We start from the raw sequence: 21,794 nt of genomic DNA on the forward strand, positions 1-21,794 counted from the left end.
ATGACCACGCTGACCCTGCTGGGAGCGGATGGCGCGACCCGCGCCGCCCCGCTGAATCCGGCGCCCGCCTTCGCGAAGCCCCGGCGCCCGCTCGAGTCGCGCGTCGCCTACGCGGCCGCGCACGTCGTGCCGAAGGCGCACGCCGACAACACGCCGGGTCAGCCGGCCGAGATCGACTGGGACACGACGCTCGCCTTCCGCCACCACGTCTGGTCGTGGGGCCTCGGCGTCGCCGACGCGATGGACACGGCCCAGCGCAACATGGGCCTCGATGCGGCGGCGACCCGCGAGCTCATCTCGCGCAGCGCCGCCGAGGCGGCGTCCGTCGGGGGCCGCGTGGTCGTCGGCGTCAACACCGACCACGTCGAGGACGAGCACATCTCGCTCGAGCAGGTGATCGACGCCTACGTCGAGCAGCTGCACCACGCCGAGGACGCGGGCGCCGGGGCCGTGCTCATGGCCAGCCGCCACCTCGCGCGCGTCGCGCAGAACGCCGACGACTACCGCCGCGTCTATCGCGAGGTGCTGTCGAAGGCCGGCGCGCCGGTCGTGCTCCACTGGCTCGGCACCGCCTTCGACCCGGCGCTCGAAGGCTACTTCGGGTCGACCGACACGGATGCCGCGGCCGCGACGCTCCTCCAGGTCATCGAGGCCAACCGCGACACGGTGCAGGGCGTGAAGATGAGCCTGCTCGACGCGGAGGCCGAGATCTCCGTGCGTCGTCGCCTCCCCGCGACGGCCCGCATGTTCACCGGCGACGACTTCCACTACGTCGGCCTCATCGAGGGCGACGAGCAGGGTCACTCCGACGCGCTGCTCGGCGCGTTCGCGGCGCTCGCGCCGAATGCCTCGGCCGCGATCCACGCGCTCGACCGCGACGACGTCGCCGAGTACCGCCGCATCCTGGGGCCGACCGAGGAGCTGTCGCGCCAGGTCTTCGCGGCCCCGACGTACTACTACAAGACGGGCGTCGCGTTCCTCGCCTGGCTGAACGGCCACCAGCCCGCATTCCAGATGGTCGGCGGCCTGCACGCCGCGCGGAGCTTGCCGCACCTCTCGCGCATCGTCGAGCTCGCGAACGGTTCGGGCGCGCTCGAGCGCCCCGAACTGGCGGCGGCGCGCTGGCACGAGCTGCTGACGATCAACGGCGTCGACACGACCCGGGCGGATGCCGCATCCGCGACGGCCGCGGGCGCGCCCGCCGTGGCGCCGTCCTCCGAGGCGGTCCCCGCATGAACGCGCACCCCCGCCTCTCGCTGAACCAGGCGACGATCAAGCACGCGTCGCTCCAGGAGGCGCTCGACGTCACCGCGGCGGGCGGCTACCAGGCGATCGGCCTGTGGCGCGAGCCCGTGGCCGAGGTCGGCCTCGCCGAGGCATCCGCTCGCCTCACCGACTCGGGGCTGCGCTTCACGAGCCTCTGCCGTGCGGGCTTCTTCACGATGCCCGAGGGCCCGGAGCGGCGCGCGTCGATCGACGACAACCGCCGCGCGATCGAGGAGACCGCGACGCTCGCCGCCGCGGGCGCACCCGGATCGACGGCCGTGCTCGTGCTCGTCGCGGGCGGCCTGCCGGCGGGCTCGACCGACCTCGTCGGCGCGCGCGCCCGCGTCGCCGGCGCCCTGGCCGAGCTGGTCCCGGATGCCGCCGCGGCGGGCGTCCAGCTCTCGATCGAGCCGCTGCATCCGATGTACGCCTCCGACCGCGCGGTCGTGTCGACGCTGAAGCAGGCGCTCGACCTCGCGGCGCCCTTCGCCCCCGAGACGGTGGGCGTCGAGGTCGACACGTTCCACCTCTGGTGGGACCCGGAGGTGCTCGACCAGGTCGCGCGCGCCGGCCGCGAGGGCCGCATCGCGAGCTACCAGGTGTGCGACTGGAACACCCCGCTGCCGGCCGACGTGCTGCTCTCGCGCCACTACCCGGGCGAGGGCGTGATCGACTTCGCGGCCTTCACCCGGGCTGTCGAGGCCACGGGCTACGACCGCGACATCGAGGTCGAGCTCTTCAACGCCGACATCTGGGCGACCCCGTACGCTGAGGTCGTCGCACGCACCGCGGCATCCTTCGACCGTGCCGTGGCGCCGTACCTCACCGCTGCGGACACCCCCGCCCCGACCCCCGCCCCCGCCGGCTGACGCCGGCCGCCCGCCCCCCACCGAGTCACCCCGACCGGTCGCCCGGCCCCGGACGCGAGCGATCGGGGTGACGCGTCTCCCCGGAACCGAACGCCCAGCACGCACCGAACCGCCGAACACGCAGAGAGAGCCGAGCACCGCGATGACGCAGACCGCCCGCATCACCGTCCACCCGTCGTTCGTCGTCGGCGAGATCGACCGCCGCATCTTCGGCTCGTTCGTCGAGCACCTCGGGCGCGCGGTCTACACGGGCGTGTTCGAGCCCGGGCACCCCGCCGCCGACGCCGACGGCTTCCGCGACGACGTGATCGCCCTCACGCGCGAGCTCGGCACGAGCCTCGTGCGCTACCCCGGCGGCAACTTCGTCTCGAACTACGTCTGGGAGGACGGCGTCGGTCCCGTCGAGGACCGCCCGACGCGGATCGACCTCGCGTGGCGCACGATCGAGCCCAACACGTTCGGCACCGACGAGTTCATGCGCTGGGCCCGGAAGGCGGGCGTCGAGCCGATGATGGCCGTGAACCTCGGCACGAGGGGGGCGGATGCCGCGGCGAACCTCGTCGAGTACTGCAACGTCCCCGGCGGCACCGCCTGGAGCGACCGGCGGCGCGCGAACGGCGCCGAGGAACCCTACGCCGTGAAGCTCTGGTGCCTCGGCAACGAGATGGACGGTCCGTGGCAGATCGGCCACAAGACCGCCGACGACTACGGCAAGCTCGCGAGCCAGGCCGCGCAGGCCATGCGGCGGGTCGACCCGTCGGTCGAGTTCGTGGTGTGCGGGTCGTCGAGCCGCGAGATGCCGACGTTCGGCGAGTGGGAGCGCGTCGTGCTCGAGCACACGTTCGAGGACGTCGACTACATCTCGGTGCACGCGTACTACCAGGAGCGCGACGGCGACCGGGCGTCGTTCCTCGGCTCCGCGGCATCCTTCGAGGCGTTCATGCACGAGGTCGTCGCGACGGCCGACGCCGTGGCGGCGCGCCGCCACTCGGCCAAGCGCCTGAAGCTCTCGGTCGACGAGTGGAACGTCTGGTACATCTCGGAGTTCCCGGGCGAGGACGACCTCGCCCTGCTCGAGCAGCCGCGGCTCATCGAGGACGTCTACTCGGGCCTCGACGCGGTGGTCGCCGGCGACCTGCTCGCGACCCTGATCCGCAACGCCGATCGGGTCGCCGTGGCGTGCCTCGCGCAGCTCGTGAACGTCATCGCGCCGATGCTCACGGAGCCCGGCGGCGACGCCTGGAAGCAGACCACGTTCCATCCGATCGCGCTCACGGCCGCGCACGCCACGGGCGTCGCGCTCGACGCGCGGGTCGACGGGCCGACCCTCGCGACCGACAGGCACGGCGAGGTCGCCGGCGTCTCCGCGACCGTGACGTGGGACGCGGTATCCGGTTCGCTCGTCGCGATCCTCGTGAACCGCACGGCCGAGCCGGTCGGCGCCGCGGTCGAGCACCTCGGGTTCGCCGACGTCGCCCTCGCCGAGGCATCCGTCGTCGTCGCCGACGACAACGCGCGCGGCGCCTCGTCGACGGATGCCGCGGCCGGCCTCGCCGCGCGCGGCGCCGCCGCCGCACCGCTCCCGCTCGAGGGCGTCGCGACCGTCGGCGACGTGACGACCGTGCCGCTGCCGCCGGAGTCGTGGGCGCTCGTGCGGCTCACGGCCCGGGTCGCGTAGCGGCTCCTCCACGCCCGCGCGCCTGCCGCAGTGCGGCCGTACCGCCGTCGGCGGACGGGCCGCCGCACGCTCCCGACGCCCCGCGAACGCCCCCGGCCCGCCGCTGCGCGGCACCGGGCCGCCGCTACGCCGACTGCACCCGATGCAGCTCGGCGTAGCGTCCGCCGCGCGCGACCAGCTCGTCGTGCGAGCCGACCTCGACGACCCGCCCGCGCTCGAGCACCACGATCCGGTCGGCCGAGCGGATCGTCGAGAGCCGGTGCGCGACGACGAGGGTGGTGCGCCCGCGCATGAGGCGGCCGAGCGCGTCGCGCACCTTCGCCTCCGAGGCGGGGTCCAGGGCGCTCGTCGCTTCGTCGAGGATCAGCACGCGCGGGTCGCGCACGAGCGCCCGTGCGATCGAGAGACGTTGCCGCTGGCCGCCGGAGAGTCGCGCGCCGCGTTCGCCGACGACGGTGTCCCAGCCGTCGGGCTGCGCGTCGACGATCTCGAGCGCGTTGGCGTCGCGCAGGGCCGCGAGCACCCGAGCGTCGGAGACCTCGCCGAGCCCGTAGACGATGTTGTCCCGGATCGTGCCCTCGAAGAGCACGGACTCCTGCGGCACGACCGAGACGAACCGGCGGAAGGTCCGGAGGTCCAGTTCCTCCATGTCGACGCCGTCGAGCAGCACGCGGCCGCGCGTGGGCCGCAGGAAGCCGAGCACCAGGTTCAGCAGCGTCGACTTGCCCGAGCCCGACGAGCCCACGAACGCGACGGTCTCCCCCGGGCGGACCTCGAGGTCGATCCCGTCGAGCGCGGGCGGCTCGCCGAACTCGTAGCGCACCTCGGCCTGGTCGAGGCGGATGCCGCCGACCACGTGCTCGACGGCGCGCTTGCCCTCGTTGAACTCGAGGTCGGGCTCCTGCAGCACCTCGGCGATCGACCGGATCGACTCGGTGCCGCGCGCGATGATCGGCAGCAGCATGAGCAGGCCGGTCGCCGCGGAGGTGAGCAGCGCGAAGTAGGAGCTCAGCAGCACGACCTGACCCGCGGTGATGGGCAGCCACCCGGCGATCGAGATCCAGGCGGCGAGCACGAGGCATCCGACGCCCAGCAGTTGCAGCGTGACCCACGACAGCGATGCGAAGCGGCCGTTCAGCAGGTCGAGCCGGAGCCCGGCCGAGCGCACCCCCTCGGCACCCGTCGCGACGCGGTCGACGGCGACGTGCTCGAGGCCGTGGGCGCGGGTGATCGGCAGCAGCGTCGCCATCTCGCCGACGCGCGCCGAGAACTGCTCGACCTCGAGCCGGAACCGCTCGTTGCGCACCCGGCTGCGCCGGTTCAGGATGGCGCGGAGCAGCACGGCCAGCGGGATGGCGAGCGCGTACACCGGCAGGAACTGCGGGACGTTGATCGCGGTCATCACGATCGCCCCGATGAGCACCATGGTCGCCGAGAGCAGCGGATGGGCCGCCTGCTGCAGCATGACCTCGATGTTCTCGACGTCGCGAACGACCTTCGTCTGCACGATCGCGGAGTCGGACCGCGTGTGGAACCCGATGGAGAGCGACTGCAGGCGGGCGGCGAGCGCGTTGCGGAGGTCGCGGCCGATGTCGCGGACGGCGCCCATGAAGAGCTTCGTGTACGTGACGTGGTTCGGGTAGTTCTGCAGGAGCGCGACGATCGCGATGCCCGCCCACAGTGCGAGTTCGCGGAGCGGCCCGCCGGCGACGACCACGTCGATGATCTCGGCGGTGACCACCGGCATGAGCCAGAGCGGTGTGTCCTTCAGGGCGAAGAAGAAGACGGATGCCGCGACCCGGCGGCGGTGCATTCCGAGCAGCCGCAGCACCGAACGTCCGGGTCGTCGCCCGTCGATGGCCCGTTCGATGTGGGAAAGCGCTTGCCCGTGCATTCCTCCATTGTGCCCTCGATGCGGACGGCCCGCTACGCCTCGGAACCGGCTGGGAGCGCTCTCTCCGACTCGTTCCGGGAGTGTCGCCGCGGCCGTCGTCGGCGGCGTGAGCCTCTTCGGCGGCCGCGGTCGCCTGCTCCACGCCGCGATCGGCGCCCTGGTGATCGCGGTCATCACGAACGGACTCGGGCTGCTGAACCTCGGAGCCGGCGTCAACCTCATGGTCACCGGCGGCGTCCTCATCCTCGCCGCCGCCGTCGACGCCGCGTCGCGAGTCCGCTACGGCGGGAGCCTCATGAGGACCTGAGGACGGGTTCCGGCGGTCCGGCCTCCTCAGCTCCGACCGAGCCGAGCCTCGATAGGCTGGATCGGTGTCGTTCGAACCTCGCTCCATCCCGGTCGATCCCGATGCCAAGGGCGCACTCGCGTCGAAGGGACTCGACTACCGCCTGATCGACCCCTCCGACAGCGCGGCGCTCGACGGCTGGATCGACGCCGACCACCGTGGCTTCCACCACGCCCGCCCGCGGGAGGTCACGCGCGAGTACGAGCGGCGCGTCATGGGCGAGCGCCGGCTGCACGGCGTCTTCGATCCCGGCGTGCCCGACCCGATCGTGCCGGTGGCCACGGTCTCGAGCTGGCCGACCGGGCTCAGCGTGCCGGGCGGCCGGAGCGTCGACGGCTGGGCGGTGAGCTCGGTCACGGTCTCCCCCACCCACCGGCGCCGCGGGATCGCTCGCGCCATGATGGAGGCCGAGCTCCGCTCCGCGAAGCGGGCCGGCGCCGCCGTGGCGATGCTGACCGTCACCGAGGCGACGATCTACGGCCGCTACGGGTACGCGCCTGCGGCGCGGGCCGCCACGATCGAGATCGACCGGCGCCGGGCGAAGTGGATCGGGCCGGCCGCGCCCGGTCGCGTGCACTTCGTCGAGCCGACGACGCTCCGCGATGCGGCCGCCGCGATCTCGCGTCGCGCCGTGGCCCGCACGCCGGGCGAGATCGACCGGTGGTCGGGGATCCTCGATCGGATGCTCGGCCTCGTCGACCCCGAGTCCGACGCGTCGCGTTCGCTGCGCGCGATCCGCTACGACGACGAGCACGGCCAGCCCCAGGGCTTCGCCGCCTTCCGAGTGACCCGTGAGCCGAACGAGCCCGGCTGGGCCGAGTTCGACGTGCTCGCTGCGGCGAGCGACGACGCGGAGCGCGCGCTCTGGCGCGTGCTCGTCGAGCAGGACTTCGTGTCCGGCATCCGCGGCAGGCTGCGATCCGTCGACGAGCCGATCGAGTGGCTCCTCGAGGACCCGAGGGCCGTGCGGGTGACCGAGGCGACCGATCACCTGTGGGTTCGCATCGTCGATGCGGCGGCGGCACTGGGCGCCCGGCGGTACGGCGCGGCCGGCGAGCTGGTGCTCGACATCGAGGATCCGCTCGGCTACGCCGCGGGCCGCTACAACCTGCTCGCCTCGGCCGACGGCCGGGCGGTCGTGCACGTCCCGCGCCCCGACGGGTCGACGGATGGCGCGGGCGGCGGCTCGACCACGTCCGCCGCGCCCAAGCGCGAACGCGCCCGTGCCCGGGCCGCGAGCGCCGAGGGTTCGGGGTCGCGTTCGGCTGCGCGCGCTGCCGAACCGCGATCGCTGAAGCTCGACGTGCGCGACCTCGCCTCGATCTACCTCGGCGGCGTCCGGCCCTCGGTCCTCGCGCGCGCGGGCCGGATCACGGCGTCGTCGAGCGGCGCGCTCGAGCTCGCCGACCGCATGTTCGCGTCGACGCGGGCACCGCACCTCAGCATCTGGTTCTGATCGCCCGGGCGGGCGAAGGCTCCGGCGACGTCGGGGCGCTCCGCGCCCCGGAGGTCAGGCGACGTCCTGCCGCGGGAAGATGACCTTCTCGACGATGATGATGAGCGACGCCGCGACCGGGATCGCGACGAGCGCGCCGAGCACGCCGCCGAGGGTGCCGCCCGCGACCGCCGCGATCACCACGAGCGCGCCCGGCACCGCGACGGCGCGGCTCATGATCCGCGGGCTCAGCACGTACGCCTCGAGCTGCATGTAGACGAGGTAGTAGATGGCCGCGGCGAGCCCCGTCGCCGGCGAGGCGGCGAGGCAGATCAGCGAGATGACGACCGCGCCCGAGAGGGTTCCGATGAGCGGGACGAGCGAGCCGAGGAAGGCGATGAAGGCGAGCAGGATCGGCGCCGGTGCGCCGATGATCGTCAGGAAGACGAGGCTCAGCACGCCGTTCACCGAGGCGAGGCTGATCTGCCCGATGACGTACCGGCCGACGGACCCGGTGATCTCCTGCGAGACGTCGACGAAGCCGTTGCGCGACGACGCGGGCACGAAACGGGCCGCGTAGCGCTTCATGGCATCGAGGGAGGCGAGGAAGTACAGGGTGAGGATCAGCACGATCGTCGCGCCGGTGAAGCCGCCGGCGATGCCGGCGCCGACTGCGAGGATACCGCCGGTGAGCGCGCCGATGTTCGCGGGGTCGGCGAGCCAGTCGCCGATCCCGGAGATCGAGTCGGCGAGCCAGGTGCTGCTGCCCGTGATCGCGCCGATCCAGGCGACGAGGTCGCTGTCCTGGAAGTCCGTGACGATCTGCTCCCAGTTGGTGACGACCTCGGTGATCTGGGTGATGACGATCGGCACGATGGTCGCGATCAGGCCGACGAAGAGGCCGATGACGAAGGCGAACACGATGAGGATCGCGACCCACCTCGGCATGCCGCGACGTTGGAGCCAGCTCACGATGGGGTCGAGGCCGAGCGCGAGGAAGAGCGCGAGCGCGATGTAGAGGATGACCGTGCTGAGCTGGCCGACGACGCCGCCGATGAACAGCGCGACGAGCACGCCGATCGCTCCGACGAAGCCGATCCGGAAGGCACGGACGCGCACCTCGGGGGCGCCCGGGTCCCGGTCCGCGGTCACCTCGGCCTGCACGGCCGGCTCGGGTTTCCGGACGGCTCCGGCGACACGTCTCCACATGGCTGCGACGCTACGCCCGCCGCCCGTGCGGGCAGGGTCGGCGCGCCGCGACCGTGCCCGCACCGAGCGGTGGCACGGCCCCGGCCGCTGGGATCCCGACCACCACTAGCCGATGAGCCCGGTGCTCGCCGCGATGCCGACGACGATCGCGATGCCCACACCGAGGATGCCGAGCACGATGCCGGCGATCCCCGCGTTCCGGCGCCGTCGATCGGTTGCGGAGACCGCGTCGCCGTTCGCGCGCGCCCACACCGGGACGCGCCCCTTGCGCACCTGCTTCTCGAGGATCATGAGGCGGATGATGTCGCGCATGGTGCTCGCGACGTCGTGCGCGTTCGGGCGGACGGCGGGGTCGTCCGCGGTCATCGCCCCGAGGATCGACCGCCACTCGGCGCTGAGGTCCTCGGGGATGGCGGGCGGGCGGTGCAGCCGCGCGAGGGCGGCCTCGATGGGCGTGCCCGTGTACTCGCGTTCGCCCTTCAGCGCCTCGAGGAGCACGAGGCCGAGCGAGTAGATGTCGGTCGCCGCGGTCACGTCCTCGCCGCGCGCCTGCTCGGGCGAGATGTACGCCGCGGTGCCCATGATGGTGCCGTGGCCGGTGAGCCTGGTGCCGTCGACGAACTGCGCGACGCCGAAGTCGGCGAGGCGGGTCATCAGCGTGTACCCGAAGGTGGGGATCTCGCTGACGAGGATGTTCTCGGGCTTGATGTCGCGGTGGATCACCCCGCGACCATGCACGTAGCTGAGCACGTCGGCGACCTGCGCGCCGATGTCGGCGACCTGTCGGGGCTTGAGCGGGCCCTCGGCGATGCGATGCGCGAGCGACAGGCCGTCGATGAGCTCCATCACGAGGTAGCGCCGCTCGATCCCGGCGTGGATGAGGCGGCCGGCGTCGTGGACCGGCACGAGTCCGACGTGGGTCAGGCCGCTCAGGAGGTTGATCTCCCGCTCGCGGCGCTGCTGGTCGGCGACCGTCTCCTCGCCGTCGCGGAAGAGCTTGACGGCCACGTGACGGCCGAGCTCGTTGTCACGGGCGCGGTAGACGTCGGCCATCCCGCCGGAGCCGATGTGCTCGAGGAACTCGTATCGGGGCAGCGGCTCGACGAGCGCCTCGGGTGCGGGCTGGGCGGCACCGTCGTATCCGGGGGCCGGAACGGGGCGCGGGGTCACCGCCGGCACCACGGGCATCGCGCTCGGGTCGGTCCGAAGGGCCGGGTCGGAGTACGGCGCCTGCGTCGGGTCCGTGACCGTCCCGGGATCCATGCGACGCGTCGGGTCGGTGCGTACGCCGACGCCGGGCATGCCGGCCGGCCCTGCACCGGGCGGAGCGGTGAGACCGTCATTGGGTGTCGACCCGTGCATCGGCGGCCTCTTCTCCTCGGCCATCGGCCGACTCTGTGCTGTGTGACTGCTGCGTGGCAGTTTCGCTAGTTTATCTAACTAGCATCTTGCCGGACAACTCCTTCCGAGAAGTATCAGCGACGGCATCTCGCGCAACAACTTCGGTCGACAGGCTTGACAGGACGCGGAATCTCCGAGTGGGTCGCGTCAGGAGCCCGTGGCGGTGCGGGCGGCGTCGATCGCGGTCACGGGCGCCGCAGGCGCCTCGTCGCCGGCTGCATCGCGGACGGAGTCGACCGCATCGCGCATCGAGTCGAGGAAGTCGAGGACCGCGACCGCCCGCTCCGGGTCGAGCCCCTCGGCGACCTCGATCATCCGACGGTGCATCTCGCCGAGCGTCGCCCGGACCTGGTCGTCGCTCGCGATCGTGGGCGCGATGACGAGCGCGCGCCGATCGGTCGGGTGAGGCCGGCGTTCGACGTGCCCGCTGCGCACCAGTCGGTCGATGAGCACCGTCGTCGAGGCGGACGAGATCCCGAGGTGCGCGGCCAGGTCCTTGGGGCTCACGGACCGCCCCTCGCCCTCGCGCTTGAGCAGGTAGCGGATGGCGAGCAGGTCGGTCTCGCCCATCCGCATCGCCGATCGCGTTCGTCGTCGCATCGCCGCCTCGGCCGCGCGATAGTCGCGCAGCGCGTTCAGGACCGCGACCCCTCGCCGGGTGCGATCGGCGGAATACCAGTACCCCGAGGATCGCTCGTCAGACATCTAGCTGATACTACATGAACTCGTTACTAGACGGTCTAGCGAATGCCCGGCGGCGGAACGCAGCCCGGCATCACCCCACCATCAGAAGGAGTGCAGGTACACCCACGGCAGCCGATCCATCATCAGCCGGTGACGAGGACCGTCCGCGTCCGGCCCGTCATCGGGCACCGCGCGATGACCGCGGTCGTCGGTGTGGAAGTGCTCGTCCTCCTGCCAGAAGAGCGTCGTCCGGTCGTCGTCGAACCGCCCGACGTACGCGCGCAGCTCGTGCGCGTCGAGCATCGCGAGCGCCGCGTCGACGTCGCCCGCGCTCCGGAGCTCGTGCAGGGTCACCCAGGTCGGCGGGAACAGGGTCATCGCCCCGTCGGCGTGGTGCTCGAGCGCCTCGGTCGGCGTCAGCCACTCGACCCGGACGAGTTCGTCCGGCGCAGGCCGGACCTCGCCGACGGGCGCGCGGGCCGCGAAGAACCGCGTGCGCATCCGCTTCGGCACCCCCTTCGGCGGGTTCCAGAGCGCGAACTCCACGAGCTCGTCGACGGCGAGTTCGAGGCCGACCTCCTCGAAGGTCTCGCGCACGGCGGCCCGGCGCGCCGCGGACGAGGAGTCGATCGGATCGCCCGCGGCATCCTCCTCGTCGACGGCGCCGCCGGGGAAGACCCACGCCCCGGCGAAGGACCCCCGGTGCGGCCGTTCGCCGAGAAGCACCTCCACGCCGTGCGCGCCCTCGCGCAGGATCACCACGGTCGCCGCCGACCCGACGGTCGGCCGGCCATCGGAATCCACCTCGACGTGCATGCCGATCAGGATACGCCGGTGGCTACACTTCGGAACATGGCCGAGACCGCCGACGCTCCCCCGCTCCCCGACGGCGTGACCCTCGTCCGCGCACCCAATCCGGGGCCGATGACGCTCGACGGGACCAACTCGTGGGTGCTCCGCGCCGAGGGTGCGAGCGGCTCGGTCGTCGTCGATCCGGGGCCGACGGATGCCGCGCACCTCGCGCGCCTCGCCGACGGCGGGGTCGCCCTGGTGCTCATCACCCACCGCCATCCCGACCACACGGATGCGGTCGACCGGTTCGCGGAGCTCACGGGAGCGCCGGTGCGCGCGATCGACCCGGCGTGGTGCCGCGGCGCCGACCCCCTCGCCGACGGCGAGGTCATCCGAGCGGGCGGATTCCGGCTCGAGGTGCTCGCCACGCCGGGCCACACGTCGGACTCGATGTGCGTCGTCATCCGAGACGACGTCGACACGCCTCTCGGCGTCCTCACCGGCGACACGGTGCTCGGCCGCGGCACGACGATCATCGCGCACCCCGACGGCGCGCTCGGCCCCTACCTCGACTCGCTCGACCGCCTGCTCACGATCGGCATCGCCGCGGCCGGCACCTCGGGCCCCGTCGCAGTGCTCCCGGGGCACGGCCCGGTCCTCCCCGACCTCGCGGCGATCTGCGACGCCTACTTGGCGCACCGCGCCGAGCGACTCGACCAGGTGCGCGCAGCACTCGCCCGGCTCGGCCACGCCGCCAGTGCCGAGGCGGTCACCGACGTGGTCTACGCCGATGTCGACCCCGCTGTTCGCGGCGCCGCCGAGGCATCCGTCAGGGCGCAGCTCGACTACCTGCGCGGCGCCTGAGCCGAGCGCCCGACGGCGTCGGTCGCGGGCGTCAGTCGCGCGAGGCCGGCTCGAGCGCGGTGCCGGTGTCGTCGACGTACTGCTGGTGCAGGTGCACCGGATCGACCGGCTCCTCGCCCGCGCGCTTGCGCTTGCGCGCCGCCGCGGCGAGGTTCAGCGCCTCGACGAAGATCGCGAAGGCCATCGGCACGTAGATCAGCGCCTTGTCGATCTTGACGCCGAAGCCGTCGGCGACGAGGAACACGCCGATGAGCAGGAGGAACGACAGCGCCAGCATCTTGACGGTGGGGTGGCGGTTGACGAACGCGAAGATCCAGCGCGCGGCGAAGAGCATGATGCCGAACGAGAGCACCACGACCGTGATGATCACGATCATGTTCTCGGTCATGCCGACCGCGGTGATCACCGAGTCGAGCGAGAACACGATGTCGAGCGCCAGGATCTGCGCGATCACGGCGCCGAAGGTCGCGGTGCCCGCACCCGTCGTGTGCTCCTCGTCGCCCTCGAGCTTGTGGTGGATCTCGGTGACGGCCTTGTAGACCAGGAAGACGCCGCCCGCGATGAGGATCAGGTCGCGGCCCGAGAAGCCCATCCCCCAGAGGGTGAACAGGTCCTCCTTCAGCGTGATGATCCAGCCGGCCGCGAACACCAGCCCGATGCGCATCAGCATCGCGAGCGTGAGCCCGAGGTTCCGCGCCCGCGCCTGCTGCTCGACGGGCAGCTTCGCAGCGAGGATCGAGATGAAGATCACGTTGTCGACGCCGAGCACGACCTCGAGCACGAACAGGGTCAGGAACACGGCCAGCAGGTCGGGCGTGAACTCGAGGGAGAAGTCCATGCGCCCATTCTCCCCGACGCCCGGCCGAGTCCATGCCGGGAGGCGCATGGTGGGTCAGCCGGACACGTCCCGGTCGTCCTCGCCGGTCGCGTCGAGCGTGAGCGGCGGGATCGGGGTGCCGAGCGGATGCCGCACCCAGACCTGGCGCGTGCGGCGATGCTCCGCTCGCGTGCTGAACCGGTAGAGCTCGGTGCGGGCTCGCACCGAACGCGGCGGTGCGCCGCCGAACGGATCGTGCGCGAGCAGGCGCAGCGTCGCGGCATCCGCCTCGAGCAGTCGTTCGAGGAATCGCAGGAACCACGGCTCCTCGATGCGCCCGAGCGGCAGGAACCACATGAGCCAGTCGAGCCGCAGGTGGTACGGGGCGAACTGCCGCGGGATGCGGCGCGGATCCCCGGGCTTGCCCTTGAACGCGTACTCCCGCCATTCCGCCGCCGGGTCGCGCGGATCGTCGGCGGTGCCCTCGACGACGACCTCGACGCGCTGCCGGGTCACCGAACCGAACGCGCCGTATGCGTTGACCAGCATGTAGCGGTCGAAGCTGGCGTTCATCAGCTGCCGCTTCGAGACGAGGTTCATGAGCGGATGGCGGCTGAGCCAGAGGATGAGCGCGGTGACGAGCAGCACGATCACGATCCACCACGGCGGGCTCGCGGCATCCGTCGGCGTCTCGATCGCGTCGAGCGGCAGCCATGGGAGCAGCCACCGGACGACGCCGTCGCCGACCGCGCCGAAGGCGAGCACGATCGTGATCCAGTTGAGCCACGCGAAGTTGCCCGTGATCACGAGCCACAGCTGCGTTCCGATGATGACCGCCCCGGCGACCGTGCGCACGGGCTGCGGCGCGAACAGCAGGAAGGGCACGACGAGCTGCGCGGTGTGGTTCCCGACCACCTCGAGGCGGTGGAACCACTTCGGCAGGAGATGCGCCTGCCGGCTGAGCGGGCCGGGCATGGGCTGGGTCTCGTGGTGGTAGTAGAGCGCCGTGAGGTCGCGCCAGGCCCGGTCGCCGCGGATCTTGATCATGCCCGCGCCGAACTCGAGCCGGAACACGAGCCACCAGACGAGCACGATCGTCGGCAGCGGCGGCGCGACCTCGCGCGACCCGAGGAACGCGACGAGGAACCCGGCCTCGCAGAGCAGCATCTCCCATCCGAAGCCGTAGAACGTCTGTCCGACGCTCACGATCGAGAGGTACAGCGCCCACAGCGCGAGGAACGCGAGCATCGGCAGCCAGGGCGGGCCGAGCTGCGGCAGGCCGATGACGACGGATGCCGCGAGCACCATGCCGACGACGCAGACGACGACCAGGCGGGAATCGCGATACCCCCATCGCCGGAACAGCGTCGGACCGAGGAACCCGCGACGTCGCGTGCGCCCGAGGCGCCCGACCCGCTCGCCGGCACGCTCGGCGCGCTCGCGGATGCGCCGCTCGGCGTCGTCGACCGCGCGCAAGAGGCTCGGGACGGGCAGCAGGCCGCGCTCGCCGAGCAATGGGCGGAACTGGTTCAGCGTCGAGAGGAACGCGACGAGGAACAGCGACGCGATGCCGCGCTGGAGCACCTCGCGCGCGAGATCGGCGTCGCGGGCGTCGAACCAGGCGAACCAGGCTGGCCAGTCCACGTGGTCACGCTAACCCGCGCTCGGTGCGCTTCCCGGGTCGAACGGCCTCTCAGGCGGGGGCGTTCCCGGGGTCGACCGCCTCGATCGTCTCCTCCTCGACCTCGTTGTCGGCCTCGAGCTCGTTCGCATCCGGCCCCGGGAAGGCGTCCCGGAGGCCAATCGTGTTGATCGTCCCGGTCAGGTCGGGACTGTCGGGGTTGAGGTCCCCTGCGGGCCCCAGTCGGTCCTGCCCCTCCCACGGGTTCAGCGGGTCGCCGTTCATGTCGTGCTCCTCCCGGCGTTGTCGCTTCGGGATCGTGGTCGGGCACCACGGTCCGCGTCTCAACGTTCCTCCCGCTCCCCCGGAGAGTCAACGGGTTGCGTCGGCGTGGCTCCGACGGCATGCGAAGCACCCCGGGCCACGGGCTCCGGGGCGCTTCGCGGGCGGGATCGGGTCAGGCGACGAGCGCGACGCCGGCGTTCCAGCCGACCTTCTCCTGCACGGCGAGCGTGAGCTGGAGGAAGCCGACCGACTCGAGCTCGCGAGCGCGCGAGAGCGCGCCGGCGTCGACCGCGTTCACGCCGCCGGCGCGCACGACGTCGACGAGCGCGCGCTTGGCCAGCTCGTCGTCGCCGGCGACGAGGACGGTCGTCGGCTGGGCGCCGCCGACGGTCTTCGCGGCGAGCGTGGCGGCGAAGTTGGTGTTGAACGCCTTGAGCACTCGCGAGTCGGGGAGCGCGGCGGCGATGACCGCTGCGGCCGAGCCGTCGGCGGGCACGACGAGCGAGTCGAAGGTCTCGAAGTTCAGGGGGTTGGTGATGTCGACCACGACCTTGCCGGCGAGCTGCTCGCGGCGCGCCTCGATGATCCCGGCGACCGCGGGGTACGGCACGGCGAGGACGACGATGTCGCCCGTGACCGGCTCGGCCGCGTCGCGGCCCACGTACTCGACGGTGTTGCCCCCGGCAGCCACGATGCCGCCGATGGCGGTGCCCATGTTGCCGTTCCCGATGATGCTGACGGTCGTCATGATGTCCTTCCCGCGCCGTCCGACGCGATTGCTTGTAGCGACAAACTTGTTGCGACAACCAACACGATAGCCGCAATCAGTTGTCGCGTCAACTTCTGTGCGAGAATGGCGACATGACGGATGACGCGCGCTGGCTCGACACCGAGGAATCGGCCGCCTGGGTGCGTCTCGTCGCGCTCACCGAGCTCCTCCCCGGGGTCCTCGACCAGCAGCTCCTCCAGGACGTGCAGCTCACGCACTTCGAGTACGCCACGCTCATGGCGCTCGCGTCGGCACCCGACCGGACGATGCGGATGACGGCGCTCGCCGGCCGGACGAACGCGACGCTCCCGCGGCTCTCGCACGTCGCGCGTCGGCTCGAGGATCGCGGGCTGATCCGGCGCTTCCCCTGCCCCACCGACCGTCGTGCCACCAACGCGACGATCACCGACGCCGGACTCGAGCTCATCGACGACGCGGCACCGGGCCACGTCGAGACGGTCCGCCAGTACGTCCTCGACGCGCTCTCCCCCGAGCAGGTGCGGCAGCTCTACGAGATCGCGGGTGCGGTGCTCGGGCGCCTCGACCCCGATGAGCGCCTCACCGCGACCGCCTGCCAGTTCAGCGAGGGGCCGGCGATCGCACGCGCCGGGTGACACCCGATACCCGACACCCGACGCCTTCGGACGCCGATGCCCGTCGCGCTGTACGCGCATGGCCCTAGTTCGTGGGCCGCGGCCGAAGCGATGCGTGGCTAGCATGAGCGAAGCCGTGACCCGAGCGGCATTTCCGCCGCGCCGGATCACCCCTGCTCACGGAGGTCAGGATGAACGCGGTTCGCTCGCTCGGAACGCTCGCCGCCGTCGCTGCGGCACTCATGCTCGGGTTGGGGGCGACGACGCTGAGCGCAGCCGGAGAAGACGCCGAGACCCTGCGATTGCACCTCGGAAGCGACGGCACCCGGTTCGAGTACAGCAACTCCGGTTCGCCGGTCACCCAGCCGATCAGCGCCGCCAAGAACTGCCTCATCTCGGTGGACGGCCCGCTGGCCACCATCGACGGCAGCGACCGTGGGCCGGGCATGAAGGACGGCTCGATCGGCGTCAAGTCCGGTGGCTCCACGGGCGTGCCCTGCGCCCGGGTGGACTCCACCGAGGACCTGACCGTCAGCCTGACCGGCGTCCCCGACGCGGTGCTGGCCTCCCTCGACCTCGAGTTCAAGGGCGCGGTCCAGGTCGACATCCTCGTCTCGAACGGCGGCGCCCCAGTCGACACGTTCCAGGTGCGCGCCGGCGGCGGGATCGTGGCGGGCGAAGGAGTCGACGGCAGCGCGACGTTGCCGTACACGGCGACCGCCACGTCGGCCCAGCCGATCGCGAACTGCCGCAACGCGACGGACGCCGGACCGGATTCGGGTCCGAACGACAACTGCTACCTGACCATCGAGCCGTCGGCATCCTTCGATGCGATCACGTTCACGCCGCTGATGGGCGAGATGTCGCTCGAGGGCAGCTGGGACTTCGGCAACGACCCGGCGTTCGACACGATCTTCGTCCTCGGGTCGGGCTACGACGGCGAACTCGGCTGCACCGCGGAGAACAGCACGGCGACGATCGATCAGGGAACGGTGTACGGCACGTTCACGCGACTCGAGAACACCGACGGATCGGAGTGCGTGCTGAAGCCGTACACGCTGTCGGCCGACACGGCCGCGGGGGAGCTCAGCTTCGTGCCCGTCGACATCGACCCGCCGCAGCCGGCGGCGTACATGGGGACCGTGAAGTTCGCGCCGCAGAATTCCGCGAACCCGTTCACCAGCCACCTCGAGTACGACCAGGACGACGACGGCCCGATGGGTTGGGAGTACATGCCCTGGTGTACGGGAGACCCCTTCGCGACGCCCGATTCGCCCGGCTCGATCGACACCTCGGTGATCCCGGCCGGACACACCTGGTGCATCGTGGAGGAGGGCACGAGCATCTACTCGGCGACGCAGACGCGCACCGCCTGGGACGTCGTCGGCATCGGGGACCCGAAGCTGCGCTGATGCGCTCCGACTGACCGTCACTCGCGCGGGCTCGGAGTGGTTTCGACCACGCCGAGCCCGCGGAGGACGATTTCGGCCTCGGAGCGGATCGCCCTCGCCGCCGAGGCATCGTCGCTGAGTTCTGCCTCGACGAGTCGGAGTTGGGCGACCTCGAACGCCAGTCCCTGCTCCTGCGCCTGCGACAGGCCGGCCGAGACCACATCCCTCGCCTCGGCGTCTCGTCCGATTACGACCAATGCGCTCGCCCGAGTACGGGCGATCGTGCTGCCGAAGAGTTCGGCGTCGGCCTCGGATCCCTGCTCGGTCTCGGCGAGGATATCGAGGGCTTCCAACGGTCTCCCGGCGAGCACCAGCCCATGGGCGAGGAGGATCCCCGCTTCGATCGCGGACTGCGCCTGACCGGTGCGGGTCGCCTCGGCACGGAGCGCGATGAGCCGATCCGTGGCCCCGTCGTCACCCCTGAGCAGCTCCAGACGCGCGAGTTGGATATCGGCGAAGATCGCGGCGTCCACAAGGCCGTGCGCCCGCAGCACGCGCACGGAGGGCACCAACACCCCCTCAGCCTCCTGGAACCGTCCTTGGCTGACGAGCACTTCGCCGATGTTCGCACCGCACGTCGCCGCCTCCGCCTCGTTGCCAGCACGGACGAAGGCGTCGCGGGCGCGCGCGTAGAAGTTCACTGCGCGTTCCCACTCGCCCTCCCAATAGGCCTGAGCCCCGAGGTTGTTGGTCACGATCGCCATGCCCGGCAGGTCCCCGAGCTCCTCGTAGATGGCGTATGCGCGTTCGCCGTAAATCGCCTTCGCGGACTGGCCAAGCAGCATGTAGGCCCCGTCCAACACCTGGTAGGACCGCGCCAACGCCTCCCGCTCCCCCGACTCCTCTGCCTCGGCCATGGCCTGCTTGGCGAGGCGCAACGCCGCACGCGGATGCTCCTGCAGCTGCCGGATCTGGGCGTTGAGGGCGTTGAGCCGCGCGGTGGCACGGAGCGCCTGTTCAGTCCCGGTCCCCTCGACGAGACGGCGGCCCAGCGTCAGGTCCCGGTACGCCGTGGAGTATGCACCCGTGCGAGCACGTGCTCGCGCTCGCTTGAGGAGAAGGTCAGCGGATCGGATCGGGTCGTCGCGAACCAGGCGCGCGGCTTGGCGGTACGCCTCGATGGACTCATCGAACATGCCGGCCTGCTCGAGCACGTCGCCGAGCGCCTCCGACACGTCACCGACCTGCGCCGGAGTGAGATCCGGGACGTGGCGCGAGGAACTCAACGCTCGTCGGTAGAACGTCGCCGCCTCGAGATTCGCGTAGATGTCCTTGGCGCGCTCACCGGCTTCCCGCGAGGAACGCCAGGCCTCCGGCCACCGATGCGCCTCCGAGTAGTGGATCGAGAGGAGCTCCACCTGACCGGAGGGATGGTCGGCCGACGATGCGGCGATGGCGTCGCCGACCTGGGCGTGGAGTTCCCGACGCGTCTTGAACGGGAGGCCCGCGTAGGCGACGTCCCGGATCAGGCTGTGCTGGAACTGCACCCACCCGCTCGCATCGACGGAGAGGAATCCGCCGAGCCGGCGCAGGATCTTCACCTGCCGGCCGACATCGGTCGCGGTCACGCCGAGGACGGCCGGCATGTGCTCCTGTCGGAAGCCGGCGCCGAGCACCGCGAGGCGCCGCAGGAGGTTGCGGTCGGCGGGGGACAACCGGTCGATGCGCGCGGCGATGAGTCCCTCGATGGATTGCGGGAGGTAGTCGACCGCGGCGCCGGCACGGAGCACTTGGAGGAGCTCGAGCAGGAAGAGCGGACTCCCCTCCGCTCTCGCGGCGAGCGCGGCCACCTGGTTCGGAAGCAGGGGGGTGCCCAGCGTGGCGCGTTGGATCAGCACGGTGGCTTGCGCGAGGTCGAGCGGCGGCAGGTCGACGTGGGTGACCGCCGGTCCCTCGGCCGCCACGAAGCCTTGGTCGCCGGGCTGCCGGCTGACGATGATGAGCCACGGCACGTCGTCAACCTCGCCGATGAGCGCCCCCAGGAGGTCCCTGGACGCCTCGTCCATCCACTGGCCCTCCTCGATGATGAAGAGCGTGGGCTCGCGGACGGTGGCGCGGAGCAGCTCCACGACCGCGGAGCGGGTGCGGGCGGGGCGGAACTGGTCGTCCAACTGCGCGACCTCTGCCGACTCCGGCAGTGTGAGTCCGAGCGGCGTGCCGATAAGGGCGAGCCAGGGCTCGAGACCACGAGCGTGCGTGCGCACCAGTTCGGCGAGCGCGACCTCGGTCGCCTCCGGGTCGAGGCCCTCCAGCCCCCACGCGGCTCGGAGCAGGGACCGGAACGGGAAGTACGGCGTCGCCAACTGGTAGAACCGGCACTCGGCGGTGATCACCCGCTCGGGCTTGGCTGCGGCGAGCAGTTCCGCGAGGAGACGCGACTTGCCCATGCCCACGTCGGCCGTGACGTCGATCATCCGGCCGCGCCCCTCGCGCGCATCGGCCCATGCCCCGGTGAGGAGCGCGAGCTCGGCATCGCGGCCGATCAGCGGGGTCGCGCCGAACTGCTCGCCTGCACGGCTCCCCCTCGGCTCGCCCACCGAGTACGCCTGCACCGGCTCCTGCTTGCCCTTGACGGTGAACGGCTCGCACTCGGTGATCCGGAAGGTCGTACGCGAGGCCTCGAGGACGTCGCTCGTGACGAAGACCTCACCGGTCGGAGCCGCGGCCATGATGCGGGCGGCGAGGTTCACCGCGTCGCCCATGATCGTGTAGGTGCGCCGGTAGGCGGGGCCGACGGCCCCGGCGAAGACGTGCCCGGACGTGATGCCCATCCGGACGGGAAGGTCGCGCGGCACGCCGTGTCGGATCGCCCGTGCGGCGAGCAGCATCTGCTCCTCGTTGTTTCCCGCGGTGTCGGGAACGCCCGCGGTGAGGATGATCTTCCCGCCGTCGGGAGCGATGTCGGTGGCGAGGAAGGTGACGCCGCGGTCGTCGGCGCACCGCTGCACCTCCGCGACCAGCTCATCGAGCAGGACGGCCGCGTGCGCCGGATCCTCCGCCACGAGCCGATCGAACCCCGCATAGTGCAGGAAGGCGATGGCCGCAGGCCGATGCTCCGGATCGATCGCACCGGACTCCAGCGTTCGCCGGAGCCCGACGGGCACGAACTGCCGCAGGTCGACCTCGGGCGAAACGGCCGCGAGGAATCCCGACTGCTCGACGTCCGGACTGCGGCGCAGCAGGCGACCGGGCCCGCGTACGGCGCCCACGCTCGAGCGCGGCAGCAGGGCTGCGGTCTCCGGGCTCAACAGGATCTGCGATGCGGTCGCCGCGCCCTCCATCTGCACCGTCCGCGTGGCACCGGGCCCGGCGACGATGAACTCGCGGTGCGAGCCGCCGACGAGGAAGAAGTCGAACGAGCCGCTGTGGATGCCGACCGACATCCGCAGGTGCACCGTGCCCGCGCTCGTCGCGAACCCGTCGAGCCGCCGAAGCTCCGAGCGCATGTCGTGCGCCGCGACCGCGGCCCGGAGGTGGTGGTCCTCCCCCGTGAACAGCAGCAGCTGGGCGTCGCCCCCGAACTTGAGCAGGTTGGCGCCGAAGGCGTAGGCAGCGGGCAGCAGACGGTCGAAGGTGCCGTCGATCACCTCCGTGACCTCCTCGGCGCCGACGTCGCCGTGCCGGGCGAGGCGCTCCGACATCCGGGTGAAGCCGGAGATGTCGACGAGCGCCATGGTGCCCTCGACGGCCTGGTGCAGCCGACCGGGATGCTCCTCGTCCCAGAAGCGCACGAGCCGGGGCACGTACGGCTGGAGGACTCCGGTCGTGTCGGTGTCCTCTTCCGAGCCGGGCGCGTTCATCGCGGGGACCTCCCTCCGTG

Annotated in this window: 18 protein-coding genes; 8 read left to right on the forward strand and 10 right to left on the reverse strand. The window is 71.8% G+C overall.

Translation table 11 applies throughout. From position 1 onward, the window contains the following. The 3 genes from ABME02_RS01065 (at position 1) to arfA (ending at position 3,813) form a co-directional block, all read left to right on the forward strand. Positions 1-1,236, forward strand: a complete 1,236-nt coding sequence (locus ABME02_RS01065) for a DUF993 family protein (protein WP_353813409.1) — start codon at positions 1-3, stop codon at positions 1,234-1,236. Then, positions 1,233-2,135: a sugar phosphate isomerase/epimerase family protein gene (locus ABME02_RS01070; protein ID WP_353813410.1), complete on the forward strand. Its 903-nt coding sequence runs from the start codon at positions 1,233-1,235 to the stop codon at positions 2,133-2,135. Before ABME02_RS01065 ends, ABME02_RS01070 begins: the two co-directional genes overlap by 4 nt. Positions 2,136-2,277: 142 nt before the next feature. After that, positions 2,278-3,813, forward strand: a complete 1,536-nt coding sequence (gene arfA, locus ABME02_RS01075; protein WP_353813411.1) for an arabinosylfuranosidase ArfA — start codon at positions 2,278-2,280, stop codon at positions 3,811-3,813. Positions 3,814-3,937: 124 nt separating this feature from the next. On the opposite strand, the gene ABME02_RS01080 is transcribed toward arfA, so the two are convergent. Then, positions 3,938-5,707 carry an ABC transporter ATP-binding protein gene (locus ABME02_RS01080; protein WP_353813412.1) on the reverse strand — a complete coding sequence of 590 codons (1,770 nt, stop codon included), beginning with the start codon at positions 5,705-5,707 and terminating at the stop codon, positions 3,938-3,940. Between the two features lie 106 nt (positions 5,708-5,813). Between ABME02_RS01080 and ABME02_RS01085 the strand changes: the two genes are divergently transcribed. Both ABME02_RS01085 and ABME02_RS01090 read left to right on the forward strand, forming a co-directional pair. Beyond that, entirely contained in the window at positions 5,814-6,014 is a 201-nt protein-coding gene (locus ABME02_RS01085) for a hypothetical protein (protein WP_353813413.1), read from the forward strand. Positions 6,015-6,078: 64 nt separating this feature from the next. After that, on the forward strand, positions 6,079-7,509 hold the full coding sequence (locus tag ABME02_RS01090; protein WP_353813414.1) for a GNAT family N-acetyltransferase: 1,431 nt from the start codon (positions 6,079-6,081) through the stop codon (positions 7,507-7,509). A 54-nt stretch (positions 7,510-7,563) separates the two neighbouring features. Here the strand turns inward: ABME02_RS01090 and ABME02_RS01095 are convergent, their stop codons facing one another. The 4 genes from ABME02_RS01095 to ABME02_RS01110 form a co-directional block, all read right to left on the reverse strand. Then, positions 7,564-8,697, reverse strand: a complete 1,134-nt coding sequence (locus ABME02_RS01095; RefSeq protein WP_353813415.1) for an AI-2E family transporter — start codon at positions 8,695-8,697, stop codon at positions 7,564-7,566. 105 nt (positions 8,698-8,802) lie between these two features. Beyond that, the gene (locus ABME02_RS01100; RefSeq protein ID WP_353813417.1) at positions 8,803-9,960 is read right to left on the reverse strand and encodes a serine/threonine-protein kinase; all 1,158 of its coding nucleotides are present in this window, start codon (positions 9,958-9,960) and stop codon (positions 8,803-8,805) included. A gap of 285 nt (positions 9,961-10,245) precedes the next feature. After that, complete coding sequence (locus tag ABME02_RS01105; RefSeq protein WP_353813418.1) at positions 10,246-10,803, reverse strand: MarR family winged helix-turn-helix transcriptional regulator; 558 nt, start codon at positions 10,801-10,803, stop codon at positions 10,246-10,248. Positions 10,804-10,884: 81 nt separating this feature from the next. After that, positions 10,885-11,598 carry an NUDIX hydrolase gene (locus ABME02_RS01110; RefSeq protein WP_353813419.1) on the reverse strand — a complete coding sequence of 238 codons (714 nt, stop codon included), beginning with the start codon at positions 11,596-11,598 and terminating at the stop codon, positions 10,885-10,887. A 36-nt stretch (positions 11,599-11,634) separates the two neighbouring features. Between ABME02_RS01110 and ABME02_RS01115 the strand changes: the two genes are divergently transcribed. Further along, positions 11,635-12,438, forward strand: a complete 804-nt coding sequence (locus tag ABME02_RS01115) for an MBL fold metallo-hydrolase (RefSeq protein WP_353813420.1) — start codon at positions 11,635-11,637, stop codon at positions 12,436-12,438. Between the two features lie 31 nt (positions 12,439-12,469). Here the strand turns inward: ABME02_RS01115 and ABME02_RS01120 are convergent, their stop codons facing one another. From ABME02_RS01120 to ABME02_RS01135, 4 genes are all read right to left on the reverse strand, one after another. After that, positions 12,470-13,276, reverse strand: coding sequence for a TerC family protein (locus ABME02_RS01120; protein ID WP_353813421.1), 807 nt, complete (start codon positions 13,274-13,276; stop codon positions 12,470-12,472). A 54-nt stretch (positions 13,277-13,330) separates the two neighbouring features. Continuing rightward, positions 13,331-14,899, reverse strand: a complete 1,569-nt coding sequence (locus ABME02_RS01125; RefSeq protein ID WP_353813422.1) for a lipase maturation factor family protein — start codon at positions 14,897-14,899, stop codon at positions 13,331-13,333. A 49-nt stretch (positions 14,900-14,948) separates the two neighbouring features. Then, entirely contained in the window at positions 14,949-15,161 is a 213-nt protein-coding gene (locus ABME02_RS01130) for a hypothetical protein (RefSeq protein ID WP_353813423.1), read from the reverse strand. A gap of 172 nt (positions 15,162-15,333) precedes the next feature. After that, entirely contained in the window at positions 15,334-15,909 is a 576-nt protein-coding gene (locus ABME02_RS01135) for an NADPH-dependent F420 reductase (RefSeq protein WP_353813424.1), read from the reverse strand. 113 nt (positions 15,910-16,022) lie between these two features. Between ABME02_RS01135 and ABME02_RS01140 the strand changes: the two genes are divergently transcribed. Both ABME02_RS01140 and ABME02_RS01145 read left to right on the forward strand, forming a co-directional pair. Next, the gene (locus ABME02_RS01140) at positions 16,023-16,544 is read left to right on the forward strand and encodes a MarR family winged helix-turn-helix transcriptional regulator (protein ID WP_353813425.1); all 522 of its coding nucleotides are present in this window, start codon (positions 16,023-16,025) and stop codon (positions 16,542-16,544) included. A 170-nt stretch (positions 16,545-16,714) separates the two neighbouring features. After that, positions 16,715-17,935 (forward strand): hypothetical protein, encoded by a 1,221-nt coding sequence (locus ABME02_RS01145; protein ID WP_353813426.1) that lies wholly within the window; start codon positions 16,715-16,717, stop codon positions 17,933-17,935. Between the two features lie 17 nt (positions 17,936-17,952). Here the strand turns inward: ABME02_RS01145 and ABME02_RS01150 are convergent, their stop codons facing one another. Beyond that, positions 17,953-21,774, reverse strand: coding sequence for an adenylate/guanylate cyclase domain-containing protein (locus tag ABME02_RS01150; protein ID WP_353813427.1), 3,822 nt, complete (start codon positions 21,772-21,774; stop codon positions 17,953-17,955). Between the last annotated feature and the right edge of the window lie 20 nt (positions 21,775-21,794).

Source organism: Agromyces zhanjiangensis (assembly GCF_040496055.1).
GTDB lineage: Bacteria > Actinomycetota > Actinomycetes > Actinomycetales > Microbacteriaceae > Agromyces > Agromyces zhanjiangensis.